Origin of the sequence: Mesorhizobium sp. M0119, from assembly GCF_040322615.1 — a bacterium.
Classification (GTDB): domain Bacteria; phylum Pseudomonadota; class Alphaproteobacteria; order Rhizobiales; family Rhizobiaceae; genus Mesorhizobium.
Genome location: NZ_JAMYTU010000003.1, coordinates 63227 through 77232, shown reverse-complemented (window position 1 = coordinate 77232; position 14006 = coordinate 63227). Strand labels below are relative to the sequence as shown.

Sequence of the window (14006 nt, the reverse complement as noted above, 5' to 3'; positions counted from 1 at the left end):
AATACAGGAACGCACGATGCGACCAGCATTTGCCGGGATCGACTTCGGCACTTCAAATTCCACCGTGAGCGTGGTCAGGAACGGACAGCCGCGGCTGGTGGAGTTGGAAGACGGCCAGGTCACGCTGCCCAGTGCGGTGTTTTTCAATTTCGAGGACAACCGCACCTATTTCGGGCGACGCGCCATCGCCAACTATACGGACAGTATCGAGGGCCGCCTGATGCGCTCGCTGAAGAGCGTGCTCGGCAGCTCGCTCGCTCACGAAAAGACGCGCATCAAGGCGCGCTCGATCGGCTTCATGGAAATTGTCGGCCTATTTGTCGGCCACCTGAAAAAGAAGCTCGAAAAAAACGCCCTCGACACAGTCGAAAGCGTCGTGCTCGGACGGCCGGTACAGTTCGTAGACGACGACGCCGGGGCCGACGCCGAGGCTGAACACGAACTCGAAAATGCCGCTCGCGCCCAAGGCTTCAAGCACATCGCCTTCCAATTCGAGCCGATCGCGGCGGCACTCGATTACGAGCAGAAAGTGACGCGCGAGGAACTGGCGTTGATCGTCGACATGGGCGGCGGCACGTCCGACTTCTCGATCGTGCGGGTCTCGCCTGAGCGCGCCCGCTCGCTCGACCGCAAGAACGATATTCTGGCCAGTCGCGGCATCCACATCGGCGGCACCGACTTCGACCGGCTGCTGAGCATCGCCCATGTGATGCCGCAGCTCGGCTATCTGACGCCAACCAAGGACGGCAAGCGCAATCTGCCGGCGAGCTACTTCATCGACCTGGCGACATGGCAGCGCATCAACCTGGTCTATACCGCAAGGGCGATGACGCATCTTCGCCAGATCCGCTACGAGGCAGAGCGCGCAGACCTGGTCGACCGCTTCATCCACATCGTCGAGCATCGTTACGGCCACGCGCTGGCGGCGCTGGTCGAAAAGGCCAAGATCGAGCTGACGGACCGATCGTCGGCCGGTATCGAGGTCGCGCTACCGGAGGTGAGGTTCATGGCAGAGATCACGCGCGCGGGTCTCGAAGCCACTATCGCTCGGGATATTGAGCGCGTTGCAGGTACGGTCGAGCAGACCGTCCGCGACGCGCAGGTGAAGCCCTCCGATATCACGGCGGTGTTCCTGACCGGCGGATCGACCGCGATCCCGCTGGCCAGGCAGCAGATCCTGGCTCTGGTGCCGCAGGCGTCGGTAATCGAAGGCGATGTGTTCGGCTCGGTCGGGCTTGGGCTGGCGCTCGACGCGCAGCGGAAGTTCGCCTGATCGGCTTAAAGCGGCGCGGCTCTCTCAGCTTTGCCGCCGAGATGCGCCTTGAGCGCCATCTGGGCCAGGCTTGGCTGCCGGTCGCGATGCGTGATCATGGCAAATTCGCGCTTCGGAAGATCGATCGGCACGGAACGCAGACTGCCTTCGGCGACCGCGCGCGCGACGACGAGTTCCGAAATGATGGTGGCGCCGGCGCCGGCCTCGACTGCCTGGCGAATAGCCTCATTGCTCGGCAACACCAGGAATATCTGCAGATCCGCGAACGAAATCCCGTCGCGTCGGGCGAGGTCCTCCAGCGCCTCGCGCGTGCCCGACCCGCCTTCGCGAATGATCCAGCGAAGCCCGCCAAGGTCGGGATGTCCAGGCGAAACTTCCGCGATCTCAGGGTGCGAGCGCGCCACGACCAGCATCATGCGATCGATATCGACCTTGGCACGCCGCAAAATGTCGGATTCGGTGCGCCCCTCTACCAGGCCAAAATCGGCTGCGCCATCAAGTACATTGGTCTCGACCTGCCTGGTGTTGCCAATGCTCACGCTCAGCCTGACGGCAGGATAGGCTTCGTGGAAAGAGGCGAGCCGGCGCGGCAGCCAATAGCTGGCGATGGTCTGGCTGGCAGCGATCGAGAGACTGCCTGATATCGTCTGCGAGACATGCTCCAGCACATTGTGGGCGGCCGCAGCCCGCTCGAGAACCGCCTTGGCCTCCGGCAGGAACCGGCGCCCGGTCTCGGCGAGCTCGATATTGCGGCCCACTCGGTTGAACAACTGCACGCCGTGCTGCTGCTCGAGCGAGCGGATCGCGGCGGATGCCGCCGACTGTGAGATGCCCACCAACTCGGCCGCTTTGGTCATGTGCGCCCGTTCGGCGACGGCGACGAAGATCCGCAATTGGTCCAGAGTCATGCCAGCATTAAGAAGCAAATCCGATTGGAATTACAAGAACAAGTTGTTAGACGGATCGATTGCCTTGTTCTAAATTTTGGCCCGAAATTGGAAAAAAGTCGCGCCAGAACAGTCGAGGCTAGAAATTGGTGAGACTGTTCAAATCCGTGTTTGCGCACTGGAGCCGCAGCCTGCGGTGGCGGCTGGTCGGTGAACGCTATCGGCCGGAACAGCATTATATGCGCGGCCCAGGCCCGAAGACGAGAGCCAAGGCCGCGGAACGCAAAAACATCGCCGGATCATGACCAACGAACCGCTGCGCGGCGCCAACTCAGCACCATCCCAACGGCCGCTTGCCGATACGCACGCGCCCGCTGAAGGCGACGGCGTCGATACTTCGCCCGATGTCTCCGACAGCGTCGCCAAGACCACTTGCTATATGTGCGCCTGCCGCTGCGGCATCGACGTCCATATCAAGGACGGCAAGGTCCGCTACATCAACGGCAACAAGGACCACCCGGTCAACCGCGGCGTGCTGTGCGGCAAGGGCAGCGCCGGCATCATGCAGCATTACAGCCCGGCCCGGCTGAAGAAGCCGCTGCTACGCACCGGCCCGCGCGGCTCGGGTGAGTTCCGCGAGATCGAGTGGGAGGAAGCTTTGTCGATCGCGACGAAGCGGCTTTCGAATATCCGCCGAACCGATCCGAAGAAACTCGCCTTCTTCACCGGGCGCGACCAGTCGCAATCGCTGACCGGCTGGTGGGCGAGCCAGTTCGGCACGCCGAACTTTGCCGCTCATGGCGGCTTCTGCTCGGTCAATATGGCGGCCGGCGGCCTCTACACGATTGGCGGCTCGTTCTGGGAGTTCGGCGAGCCCGACTGGGACAACACCAAGTATTTCATGCTGTTCGGGGTTGCCGAGGACCATGATTCCAATCCGATCAAGATCGGCCTCGGCAAGCTCAAGGCGCGCGGCGCCAAGGTGGTCTCGATCAACCCCTGCCGCACCGGCTATAATGCAATTGCCGACGACTGGATCGGCATCCGGCCTGGCACCGACGGCCTGTTCGTATTTGCTCTCATCCACGAATTGCTGAAGGCAGGGCGCGTCGATCTCGACTACCTCTTGCGCTACACCAACGCCCATCTTCTCGTCATTCAGGAGCCTGGTGCGGCCGACGACGGGCTGTTCATGCGCGATGATGGCGGCAATCCACTGGCTTGGGACAGGGTGGCGAAGATGCCTGTCGATGCCAGCAATGCCGATGCGAAACCGGCATTGACCGGCAGCGTTCTAGTTGACGGCCGCCGCGGCGTGCCGGTCTTCCAACTCGTCGCCGACCGCTATCTGGACGAGAGCTATTCACCGGACGCCGTCGCTGACCGGTGCGGCATCTCCGCCGACACCATCCGACGCATTGCCGCAGAACTCGCTCATGTCGCCTTCGAACAGCAAATCGAATTGCCGGTGGCCTGGACGGACTGGGCGGGCCGCCGGCACGAGACCATCAAGGGCCGCCCGGTGTCGATGCATGCAATGCGCGGCATCTCGGCTCATTCGAACGGATTTCACACTTGCCGCGCCATTCATCTGCTTCAGGTGCTTCTCGGCACGGTGGACGTGCCGGGCGGCTTCCGCTTCAAGCCTCCCTATCCGCGGTCCGCGCCGCCGGGTCCCAAGCCAGCCGGCAAGACTGTGAAGCCAATGACGCCGCTGGACGGCATGCCGCTCGGCTTCGTCTGCGGACCGGAGGACCTGCTGATCGATGAAGCCGGCAAGCCCATTCGGATCGACAAGGCCTACTCCTGGGATGCGCCGCTTGCAGCACACGGCCTCATGCACACGGTCATCCGCAACGCCTGGGCCGGCGATCCCTACACGATCGACACACTATTCATGTACATGTCGAACATGGCCTGGAACTCGTCGATGAACACGGTCGAGACGATGGCGATGCTGACCGATGTGGATGCATCGGGTGAGTACAAGATCCCGTTCATCATCTATTCCGACGCTTATTATTCCGAGACCGTGCCGTTCGCCGATCTGGTGCTGCCGGATACGACCTATCTCGAGCGTCATGACTGTATCAGCCTGCTCGACCGGCCGATCAGCCACGCCGACGGGCCGGGCGACGCCATCCGCCATCCCGTCGTCGAGCCGGACCGCGACGTCAGGCCGTTCCAGACGGTGCTGATCGAACTCGGCGCGCGGCTCAGCCTGCCCGGCTTCGTCGAGGACGATGGTTCCGCCAAATACCGTGACTATGCCGACTACATCGTCAATCACGAGCGCACGCCAGGTGTCGGCCCGCTCGCCGGCTGGCGCGGAAAGGACGGGGCCTCGGTCGGCAAGGGCGAGGTCAATCCCGACCAATTGCAGCGCTACATTGATAATGGCGGCTTCTGGCACCAGGATTTCGACGCCGATCAGCGCTACTACAAAATGGCCAACCGCTCGTATCTCGAATTCGCCAAGAGCATGGGCTTCATCCCGAAGGCCGAGCCTATCGTGTTCCAACTCTATTCCGAGCCGATGCAGCGCTTCCGCCTCGCGGCGCGCGGCCATGGCCGGGTGCTGCCGGAGGCGGAGCGCAGCCGGGTCGAGACCTATATGGACCCGCTGCCGTTCTGGTACGCGCCCTTCGAAGAGGCTGCGGTCGATGGCCAAGCCTATCCGCTCCACGCGCTGACGCAGCGGCCGATGCACATGTACCACTCCTGGGGCGGGCAGAATGCCTGGCTAAGACAGATCACCAGCCAGAACAGGCTGTTCGTGCATCACCGGACCGCAGCCGGCCTCGGGCTTGTCGATGACGATTGGGTTTGGATCGAGAGCATCAACGGCAAGGTCAAGGGGCAGATCAGCCTGATCGACGGCGTCAACGCCGATACGGTGTGGACCTGGAACGCGATCGGCAAACGGCGCGGCAGCTGGGGGCTCAAGGACGACGCGGCCGAATCCAATCGCGGCTTCCTGCTCAACCACATCATCGGCGACCAGACCTCTGCCGATGCCAGCGGCAAACGCTATTCGAATTCCGACCCGGTGACCGGCCAGGCGGCGTGGTTCGACCTGCGCGTGCGCATCGTCAAATGCACGGCCGAGGAAGCTGGCTTCACCGAACCGCAGTTCGAGCGGTTCCGGCAGCCGCCGGGCTTCCAGCCCTCGCCCGACAAACTCAGTTTCGGCGCGGAATTCCGCCGGGAGAGAGAGGCTGCCGAATGACTTGCCTTCCCGCCAATACCGACAAGAAGCTCGGCCTTGTCATCGATCTCGACACCTGCGTCGGCTGCCAGGCCTGCGTTACCGCGTGCAAAGAATGGAACACCGGCGGCCATATGGCGCCGCTAACCGACATCGACCCCTATGGCGGCAATGTCGACGGTGTCTGGTTCAACCGCGTGCACAGTTATGAGCACATGACGGAGATGGGTGGGCGCACGGTCAATTTCCCACGCTCCTGCCTGCACTGCGAGACACCGGCGTGCGTCACGGTCTGCCCGACCGGCGCCTCCTACAAACGGGCGTCGGATGGCATCGTGCTGGTCGACGAGGACAAGTGCATCGGCTGCAAACTGTGCAGCTGGGCCTGTCCCTACGGTGCGCGCGAATTCGACACCGATGTTGGCGTGATGAAGAAATGCACGTTGTGCGTCGACCGCATCTACAACGACAATCTGGCTGAAGAAGATCGCGTGCCTGCCTGCGTTGCCGCCTGTCCGACCAGCGCGCGGCATTTCGGCGATCTGGGCGATCCGGCATCGGCTATCTCGCAACTGGTGGCCGAGCGCGGCGGTGTCGATCTGATGCCGGAAATGGGCTATAAGCCGACCAACAAATATCTGCCGCCACGTGCCCACACCACCCGCGCCGCATCGGTGCCGGCGCCGGCGCTTGAAGCGGTGCGGGCCGAAGGCGGCTTCCTCGGCTGGGTCGACCGCATGCTTTCGAACTGACCCGTGCCTTCATGCATCCAGCATTCTCCGTCGTCTTTTTCACCACCGCCACGGGCGCCGGTTACGGCCTGCTCGCGCTGATTGGCGTCCTCGCCGGACAGGGCTTTATCCCGCCCGATTTCTGGCTTGGCCTTACCGGCATGGGGCTGGCGCTTGGCCTGATCTCGGCAGGCCTGCTGTCGTCGGCCGGCCATCTCGGCCGGCCCGAACGCGCCTGGCGTGCCTTCTCGCAATGGCGAAGCTCATGGCTGTCGCGCGAAGGCATTGCCTCGGTCGCCACCTTCGTGCCGGCGGGACTGTTCGGTATTGGCTGGGTGGTCCTCGGCCGAACGAGCGGCTGGGTGGCTGTCGCCGGGCTGCTCGCTGCCATCGGCGCGGTCGCCACCGTTTGCACCACCGGCATGATCTACGCGTCGTTGAAGCCGATCGCCCAATGGCACAGCCGCTTCACCCTGCCCGGCTATCTGATCTTTTCGGCGATGACCGGCTGCGTGCTGCTCAATGCGGTGCTGCAGGGTTTTGCCGTCGGTTCGAATACGCTTATGACGGCTGCCCTGTTGCTGACCGTGCTCGGCTGGGGTTTGAAGCTGGCGACCTGGCGATACAATGACAGGCTGGAGACGCCGACCAATGCCAACACCGCAACCGGGCTCGCCGGCGGCACGGTGCGATCGCTGGAATGGCCGCATACCGAGGAAAACTATCTGCTCAAGGAAATGGGCTTTCGCATCGCACGCAAGCACAGCGCTAAACTTCGCCAGACCACACAGGTGCTGGCCTTTGCTTTGCCTGCGTTGCTGCTGGTCGCGGCGTTCGCCTTGCCGTGGCCCTTTGCGGCAGCACTGTCGATACTCGCAGCAATCGTCCAACTCGCAGGCATGCTGGTCGAGCGTTGGCTGTTCTTCGCCGAAGCGAAGCACACGATCACGCTCTATTACGGACGCTAGAGGCACCTAAAAATGACTTCGATCAATGTACTCGACAGGAGTAGAATCCAAAATTATTGTACGCAGTGAACTCGATATTTCCTTGGAATTCCAGCTAGTTATCTGTAGATTAAAGCGATGAAGCTCACCGCCTACCTTCCGACTTATGTCGCATGGCGATTTTTCCTTCCGTGTATATTTTTCCTTCCACCCCACGATTTAATGGCAGGCGCGCTCGAAGCCGAAGCAGCCTTTGAAGCGAAAAACTATCCAGAAGCCTACAAAGAATGGACGGCCCTCGCCCAAAAGGGCGATGTTACTGCGCAATTTAATGTCGGATTTTTGTATTCCAGGGGACTTGGTGTGCCTCTGGATTATTCCAAAGCGGCCGAATGGTGGGATAAGGCAGCGGATCAAGACATGGCAGTGGCCGAGTTGAACCTTGGACTTTTGTACTCCTGGGGTGAGGGCGTTCAGCGAGACGATTCCAAAGCGGCAGAGCTATGGCGCAGGGCGGCGATCCAGGGTTTGTCTGAAGCTCAGCAATATCTTGGATATGTGTATTTCTCTGGGAAGGGAGTGCCCAAAAGTGGCGCGGATGCGATCCGTTGGTGGACCAGAGCCGCAGAGCAAGGTAACGTTGACGCACAGATCAATTTGGCAGCTTCTTACCTGACCGGTGAGGCTGTAGATAAAAACCCCAAGCTAGCCTTTTATTGGTACGAAAAGGCCGCACAACTGAATGACGGCAAGGCACAGTTCAACTTGGGATTGATGTATTTAAAAGGCGTTGGGTTGACGAAAATGCTGACCTTGCCATCCAATGGCTAAAACGCTCGGCAGCCCAAGAATACCACGGCGCGGAAGAAGTGCTTGCTCGTATTCAAGCGGCGCTTAAGAAAACTTGAGTCTTCACCCAAGACCTGACGACGACCTCAGCCCGGCCTGAGCATCGCGTGGGAAATCGCGAAAATGCGCTCTGTGCCAAGCATATAGGCCATCAGCGTTTCGCGGCGAAACAGCCCGGCATAGGCGCGGTCAAGCAGGTTGAGCGAACCGGTGTAGGCGCCGAACGCCGGCATGATCATACGGCCGCCATCGCCGGCAAAGCAGCGCCGCCGCACGGAGCGGCCTTGCTGCACGATGCGGGCACAAGGATGCAGGTGACCTGATATCTCGCCTTCCACTCTCACCGCCGAAGGCTCGTGCCGGAAGAGTAGAGAGCCTATGGCCAGCTCGCGCACGGTCTCGCCGGGCAGATCGGCCGGCGCTTCAGGATCATGATTGCCGGCGACCCAGAACCAGTCGCGCCCGACCATCAGCCCTTCCAGCCTTTCGCGAAAGCTCGCGTGCATACGCGCTGCGCCGCCGCCATCGTGAAAACTGTCGCCCAGGCTGATGACGATCGCGGGCTGATAATCGGCGATCACCGCCTGCAGCCGGAGCAACGTCGCGCCGGTGTCGTAAGGTGGAACCAGCGTGCCGCGCCTGGCCAGTGATGAGCCTTTTTCCAGATGCAGGTCGGACACCGTTAGAAGCCGAAATTCGGGAAAATAGAGCACGCCGCGACGGTCGCAGATCGCGCGTTCGCCGGCGATACGGACAGCGCCCGCATCCGCCAGAGGCGCAGCCGTGGCGCGCGCGACAGTCATTTCGTCCCCATGGCCTCCTCGACTAGCGTGGCTGCATCCATCAGCAGCGTGTCATCGGCCTCGCCGTGCACCGGCATTTTGCCGATCTCGAGCATGATCGGCACGGCGAGCGGCGATATCTGCTCGAGGTTCTTATGCATGATTCGACCTTGGACGCGCGAGAGCATCTCGGCAAGTCTGCTGACATCCAGCAGACCGGTCGCGGCATCGGCACGTGTCGCCTGCAAAAGGATATGGTCGGGCTCGTGGCTGCGCAGTACGTCGTAGATGAGATCAGTCGACACGGTTACCTGGCGGCCGCTCTTCTCCTGGCCCGGGTGGCGTTTCTCGATCAATCCCGAGATCAGCGCGCAATTGCGAAAGGTGCGCTTCAACAGCCAACTGCCGGCGAGCCAGGCTTCGAGGTCGTCGCCCAGCATGTCCTGATCGAATAGCGCAGCCAGCGACGGTTTCTTCGCCCTGAACATGTGGCCCATATCGGCCAGCGACCATATGGCAAGCGCATAGTCGGTGGCGACGAAGCCGAGCGGCTTGGCTCCCGCCCTGTCGAGGCGGCGGGTGAGCAGCATGCCGAGCGTCTGGTGCGCCAGCCTGCCCTCGAACGGATAGGCCACAAGGTAGTAGCGATTGCCTCGCGGAAAGGTCTCGATCAGCAGATCGTCGCGTTTCGGCAGCACCGACTTGTCGGCCTGGAAGCGTAGCCAGTCGGCGACCTGCTCCGGCAGCTTCTTCCAGCGCTGCGGATCGTCCAGCATGGCGCGGACCTGTTCGGCTAGGTACGTCGAAAGCGGGAATTTGCCACCACCGTAATACGGTACCTTGGCGTCGCTGCCGGGCGCGTTCGAGACGAAGCACTCATTCTCGCGGATGCCTTCGAAACGCAGCACCTTGCCGGCGAACATGAAGGTATCGCCGTGAGTCAGCGTCTCGAGGAAGGCCTCCTCGATCTTGCCCAGAACCCGGCCGCCACGCGAAGCCGCGCCTCTGCTGCCGGCCTGCACGTAGCGGACGTTGAGCGCCGGCACTTCGATGATGGTGCCGACGTTGAGCCGGTATTGCTGGGCGACGCGAGGATTTGAGACCCGCCACAGCCCGTCCTTGTTGAGACGAATACGGGCGTAGCGTTCGTAGTTCTTCAGCGCATAGCCGCCGGTGGCGACGAAATCGACGACGCGATCGAATGTCGGCCGGTCGAGATCGGCATAGGGTGCAGCCGTCCGCACTTCCTCGAACAGCGCATCGGCATGGAATGGCGCACCGCAGGCACAGCCCAGCACGTGCTGCGCCAGCACGTCGAGACCGCCATTGACCAACGGCGGGGTGTCCTGGGCGCCGAGATAATTGGCATCGAGCGCCGCCCTGCATTCCAGCACCTCGAAGCGGTTGGCCGGGATCAGGATCGCCTTGGACGGCTCGTCCATACGGTGGTTGGCGCGGCCGATGCGCTGCGCCAGCCGGCTGGCACCTTTCGGCGCGCCGACATGGACGACCAGGTCGACGTCGCCCCAGTCGATGCCGAGGTCGAGCGTCGATGTGGCGACGATGGCGCGCAGGGCGTTTTCGCCCATCGCTTTCTCCACGCGCCGGCGCTGGGCGACATCGAGCGAGCCGTGATGCAGCGCGATAGTCAAGGTGTCCTCGTTGACCCGCCACAACTCCTGGAACAGCAGCTCCGCCTGGCTGCGCGTGTTGACGAACAGCAGGGTTGTCTTGTGGCGCTTGATCTCGTCGTAGATCTCCGGCGTTGCGTAGCGGGCCGAATGTCCCGCCCACGGCACGCGCTCCTCCGAATCGAGAATGGAGATCTCGGGCTTGGCGCCGCCAGTGACGACGATCAGTTCGGCCATGTATCCTGGCGGGTTCTGGTTGACCAACCAGCGCCGCAAATCGTCGGGCTCGGCGACCGTCGCCGACAAGCCTATCGTCTGTAGGGCGGGCACAAACGAGCGCAGCCGGGCCAGCCCGAGCGACAGGAGATGCCCGCGCTTCGAGGTCACCAGCGAATGCAATTCGTCGAGCACGACATAGCGCAGGTCCTCGAAGAAGCGCCTGGCATCGGGCGCGGCAATCAGCAGCGCCAATTGCTCGGGCGTGGTCAGGAGAATGTCGGGCGGCGCCAGCTTCTGCCGCTGGCGCTTGTGTGCGGGCGTGTCGCCAGTGCGCGTCTCGACGGTGACGGGCAGCCCGATCTCTGCGACGGGTTTGCCGAGATTGCGCTCGATGTCGACGGCCAGCGCCTTCAGCGGCGAGATGTAGAGTGTGTGGATGCCTCGATGCGCCTGTCCCGGCCTTCTCCTCGGCCGGCCAGCCAGTTCGGTCAGCGATGGCAAGAACCCGGCCAGCGTCTTGCCGGCGCCGGTCGGGGCGATCAGCAATACCGACTGCCCGCCTTGGGCCTTGGCCAGCAAATCGATCTGGTGGGCGCGCGGCGACCAGCCCTTTTCCGCAAACCATTTGACGAATGGCTCGGGCAGGACGATAGCGGCATTCTGTTCGGCAAGGCGCGGCTGCTCTGTCACGCGCCAGAGGTAGCGCGGCGACGCGCAATCGCCAAGCAGAATCAGAACAAAAGGTGATCGATTTCGCGTTACGGCCGGCGAAACCCGGTCGGTCCCCCATAGAGATAGCCGATACGGGCGACCGCCTCCCTCAGTCCCTCACGCGACACCAGCATGGTGTGGCCGTTGGCGTGGATCATGGTCTCCGGGTCCGTCATGATCGCGACGTGGCCTTTCCAGAAGACCAGGTCGCCGCGCCGCAACCCGGAAAAATCCGGCCCCGGAACGAGTGGCTCACCGATCGTTGCCGCCTGCATGTCGGTGTCGCGCAGCACTTGCCTGCCGGCCATTTGCATCGCAAGCTGCACCAGGCCGGAACAGTCGATGCCGAAGCCCGAGGCGCCCCCCCACAAATAGGGCGTGCCGAGAAAGCTCTCTGCAACAGCAACGTAGTCGGCGGCTGCCTCGGCGACAGGCCTGAGATGACCCGAGATGACCGCCTGGCCGGACGGCAACAGCGCATAATGCGTGCCGCGCGTTTCGGCTGAGCCCGTCACCGTCACCAACGATCCCATCGAGAGCTGCCCGCTCACCGGGAAGCGCAAGTCGGGTCCTGGATAGAGAAAGGTGCGCGGCACCGAAACGACATGGGTCGGCGCATGGTCCCGCGCGCCCAGTGCCGTGTCGGCAACATAGCCGACATAACCGTCGCGTTCGGCCTGGATCCAGGCCCAGCCTTCGGCGTCCTCGAAGACGAGAATATCGTCGCCGAACAAAAGCTGTGTGTTGACGCCGGCGTCCGGCCGCGGCGCCTTGCGTATGTCTGCGACGGAAGCGGTGATGCGAGCCGGCCGGCCGGCGACGAAACGGTCGGCGGCGACCTCGCCTCTCAGCCTGGCGTCGGCGAGATCGGATCGGAAGGCATGGAGGCGGGCATCCCTGGCGGTCAAATCGGCAACTCGTTCAAATGGACAATTTGTCAAATGGGCAACTCTTGGGCTCTGGCAATGATAACATCGCCAAAGCGCTCGACAAAGAGTGCGCCTTCGACTGTGCGCCTGACCAGCACGTTGCGCTTGTCCAGCTCGTCGCGGTGGCGCGACACCAGTTTCAGCGCCCCCATCGTATCGAGCGCACGGGTGATCACCGGCTTGGTGACGTTGAGGCGGGCGGCGAGCCCGCGGACCGTGTGCGGCGGCGGATCGAGATAGATGGTGAACAGGATCGCCGTCTGGCGCATGGTGAGATCGGGCGCGTCGTCGCGCACCTCCGACAGCACCACCTGCTGCCACAGTCGCAAGGCCTGGCTTGGACGCATGATAATCGACATCCGTCCAGCATGACGGAAAATTGTTTCGGTTCCGTTTCAGTCAACACGTTCGTCGGCTATGCCCGAGAGATCAGCCGAAGCGGTTCGAAATGACCTGCTCCAGCGCCCGGATGCCTTGCGCCTCGCCGCCGGCAAGGCCGTGCGGACGGTCGGACGGGTTCCAGGCGAAGATGTCGAAATGTGCCCAGGCGGCGGTCTTTTCCACGAAGCGCTTCAGGAAAAGCGCCGCGGTGATTGAGCCGGCGAAACCGTCCGACGTGACGTTGTTGATATCGGCCACCTTCGACGCCAGCTTGGCGTCATAGGGCTTCCACAACGGCATGCGCCATAGCGGATCCTCGACCGCAACGGAGGCGTCCGACAGCTCGGATGCAAGCGCCTCGTCACCGGTGTAGAACGGCGGCAGGTCGGGACCGAGCGCAACACGGGCAGCGCCTGTCAGCGTTGCCATATCGACCAGCATCTGCGGCTCTTCGTCATCGGCCAGCGCCAGGGCATCGGCGAGCACCAGCCGCCCCTCGGCGTCGGTGTTGCCGATCTCGACGGTGATGCCCTTGCGGCTCGCCAGCACGTCGCCTGGCCGGAACGCATTGCCGGCAATCGAATTCTCGACAGCGGGGATGAGCACGCGCAGCCGGACCTTCAGCCCGGTGGCCATAATCATGGAAGCGAGGCCCAGCACGTTGGCAGCGCCGCCCATGTCCTTCTTCATCAAAAGCATGCCCGAGGACGGTTTGATGTCGAGACCGCCTGTATCGAAGCAGACGCCCTTGCCGACCAGCGTTATCCTGGGGGCATTGTTCGGTCCCCAAATCATGTCGATCAGGCGCGGTGCGTCGACAGAAGCCCGACCGACGGCGTGGATCATCGGAAAGTTGGCGGTAAGAAGATCGTCGCCTTTGGTCACCGATATTTCGGCCTTGTGCGTCGCGGCCAAGGTCCGGGTGGCCTTCTCCAACTGCCCAGGACCCATATCGCTGGTCGGCGTGTTGACCAGATCGCGCGCCAGGAAAACGCCATCGGCGAGGCGGCGGATGCGGGCGGCGTCGATGCCTGCCGGCAGCGCTAGGCGAAGCGTCTTGCCTGGCTTCTTGCCGTAGCGGGTGAAGGCATAGCCGCCGAGCGCCACGGCGAGTGCCGTAAGCTCCGGCTTGGCCAGTGCGGACGCAAAATGCCAGTCGCCTTCGGGCAAGGCTCTTGCCAGTGCGCCGACGGCCAGTGCGCCCTCGCCATCACCGGTGCCGAACAGGGCTCCGGCAATCGCGCCGTTGTCGCCAGGCAGGATCAGCGTCCTGCCGGCCTCGCCGGAAAAGCCGTTGGCCTTGGCCCAGGCGACCGAGGAAGGCGCAAGGCCCGACGCCGCCAGAGCATCCTTCCCCACCAGATGGACCGGCAGCGCATTGCTCAATTCTTTCTCGACGAGTTCGACAGGCATCCACTGGTCTCCGGCTTCCGAGTCGGCGTTTCTTAACTCTCCGTT

11 protein-coding genes are annotated in these 14006 nt (G+C 62.9%); 5 read left to right on the top strand and 6 right to left on the bottom strand.

Annotated features, from left to right (window positions below):
- Positions 1 to 16 precede the first annotated feature (16 nt).
- Positions 17 to 1273, top strand: coding sequence for an Hsp70 family protein (locus NKJ40_RS04040; RefSeq protein ID WP_352464878.1), 1257 nt, complete (start codon positions 17 to 19; stop codon positions 1271 to 1273).
- Between the two features lie 5 nt (positions 1274 to 1278).
- Here NKJ40_RS04040 and NKJ40_RS04035 read toward each other — a convergent pair whose 3' ends face one another.
- Positions 1279 to 2181 carry a LysR substrate-binding domain-containing protein gene (locus NKJ40_RS04035; RefSeq protein WP_352464877.1) on the bottom strand — a complete coding sequence of 301 codons (903 nt, stop codon included), beginning with the start codon at positions 2179 to 2181 and terminating at the stop codon, positions 1279 to 1281.
- 280 nt (positions 2182 to 2461) lie between these two features.
- Here NKJ40_RS04035 and NKJ40_RS04030 point away from each other — a divergent pair, with 280 nt between their 5' ends.
- From NKJ40_RS04030 to NKJ40_RS04015, 4 genes are all read left to right on the top strand, one after another.
- Positions 2462 to 5389 carry a molybdopterin oxidoreductase family protein gene (locus tag NKJ40_RS04030; RefSeq protein WP_352464876.1) on the top strand — a complete coding sequence of 976 codons (2928 nt, stop codon included), beginning with the start codon at positions 2462 to 2464 and terminating at the stop codon, positions 5387 to 5389.
- A complete protein-coding gene (locus NKJ40_RS04025; protein WP_352464875.1) occupies positions 5386 to 6120 on the top strand; it encodes a 4Fe-4S dicluster domain-containing protein in 735 nt (244 codons plus the stop codon). The genes NKJ40_RS04030 and NKJ40_RS04025 overlap by 4 nt, the downstream gene beginning before the upstream one ends.
- An 11-nt stretch (positions 6121 to 6131) precedes the next feature.
- Positions 6132 to 7067, top strand: coding sequence for a dimethyl sulfoxide reductase anchor subunit family protein (locus NKJ40_RS04020; RefSeq protein WP_352464874.1), 936 nt, complete (start codon positions 6132 to 6134; stop codon positions 7065 to 7067).
- Between the two features lie 117 nt (positions 7068 to 7184).
- Complete coding sequence (locus NKJ40_RS04015; protein ID WP_352464873.1) at positions 7185 to 7877, top strand: tetratricopeptide repeat protein; 693 nt, start codon at positions 7185 to 7187, stop codon at positions 7875 to 7877.
- Positions 7878 to 7981: 104 nt separating this feature from the next.
- Here the strand turns inward: NKJ40_RS04015 and pdeM are convergent, their stop codons facing one another.
- The 5 genes from pdeM to NKJ40_RS03990 all read right to left on the bottom strand — a co-directional run bounded on the left by pdeM (position 7982) and on the right by NKJ40_RS03990 (position 13961).
- Positions 7982 to 8698 (bottom strand): ligase-associated DNA damage response endonuclease PdeM, encoded by a 717-nt coding sequence (gene pdeM / locus NKJ40_RS04010; RefSeq protein ID WP_352464872.1) that lies wholly within the window; start codon positions 8696 to 8698, stop codon positions 7982 to 7984.
- On the bottom strand, positions 8695 to 11217 hold the full coding sequence (locus NKJ40_RS04005) for a ligase-associated DNA damage response DEXH box helicase (RefSeq protein WP_352464871.1): 2523 nt from the start codon (positions 11215 to 11217) through the stop codon (positions 8695 to 8697). Before NKJ40_RS04005 ends, pdeM begins: the two co-directional genes overlap by 4 nt.
- A 68-nt stretch (positions 11218 to 11285) precedes the next feature.
- Positions 11286 to 12146, bottom strand: coding sequence for a C40 family peptidase (locus NKJ40_RS04000; protein WP_352464870.1), 861 nt, complete (start codon positions 12144 to 12146; stop codon positions 11286 to 11288).
- A 29-nt stretch (positions 12147 to 12175) separates the two neighbouring features.
- On the bottom strand, positions 12176 to 12526 hold the full coding sequence (locus tag NKJ40_RS03995; protein WP_023676939.1) for a MarR family winged helix-turn-helix transcriptional regulator: 351 nt from the start codon (positions 12524 to 12526) through the stop codon (positions 12176 to 12178).
- A 70-nt stretch (positions 12527 to 12596) separates the two neighbouring features.
- Positions 12597 to 13961, bottom strand: a complete 1365-nt coding sequence (locus tag NKJ40_RS03990; protein WP_352464869.1) for a leucyl aminopeptidase family protein — start codon at positions 13959 to 13961, stop codon at positions 12597 to 12599.
- Positions 13962 to 14006 lie beyond the last annotated feature (45 nt).

Bases quoted from the DNA above. Each gene is read 5' to 3' on its own strand.
- NKJ40_RS04040 (WP_352464878.1), top strand. From the start codon at position 17: ATGCGACCAGCATTTGCCGGGATCGACTTCGGCACTTCAAATTCCACC.
- NKJ40_RS04035 (WP_352464877.1), bottom strand. From the start codon at position 2,181: ATGACTCTGGACCAATTGCGGATCTTCGTCGCCGTCGCCGAACGGGCG.
- NKJ40_RS04030 (WP_352464876.1), top strand. From the start codon at position 2,462: ATGACCAACGAACCGCTGCGCGGCGCCAACTCAGCACCATCCCAACGG.
- NKJ40_RS04025 (WP_352464875.1), top strand. From the start codon at position 5,386: ATGACTTGCCTTCCCGCCAATACCGACAAGAAGCTCGGCCTTGTCATC.
- NKJ40_RS04020 (WP_352464874.1), top strand. From the start codon at position 6,132: ATGCATCCAGCATTCTCCGTCGTCTTTTTCACCACCGCCACGGGCGCC.
- NKJ40_RS04015 (WP_352464873.1), top strand. From the start codon at position 7,185: ATGAAGCTCACCGCCTACCTTCCGACTTATGTCGCATGGCGATTTTTC.
- pdeM (WP_352464872.1), bottom strand. From the start codon at position 8,698: ATGACTGTCGCGCGCGCCACGGCTGCGCCTCTGGCGGATGCGGGCGCT.
- NKJ40_RS03995 (WP_023676939.1), bottom strand. From the start codon at position 12,526: ATGTCGATTATCATGCGTCCAAGCCAGGCCTTGCGACTGTGGCAGCAG.
- NKJ40_RS03990 (WP_352464869.1), bottom strand. From the start codon at position 13,961: ATGCCTGTCGAACTCGTCGAGAAAGAATTGAGCAATGCGCTGCCGGTC.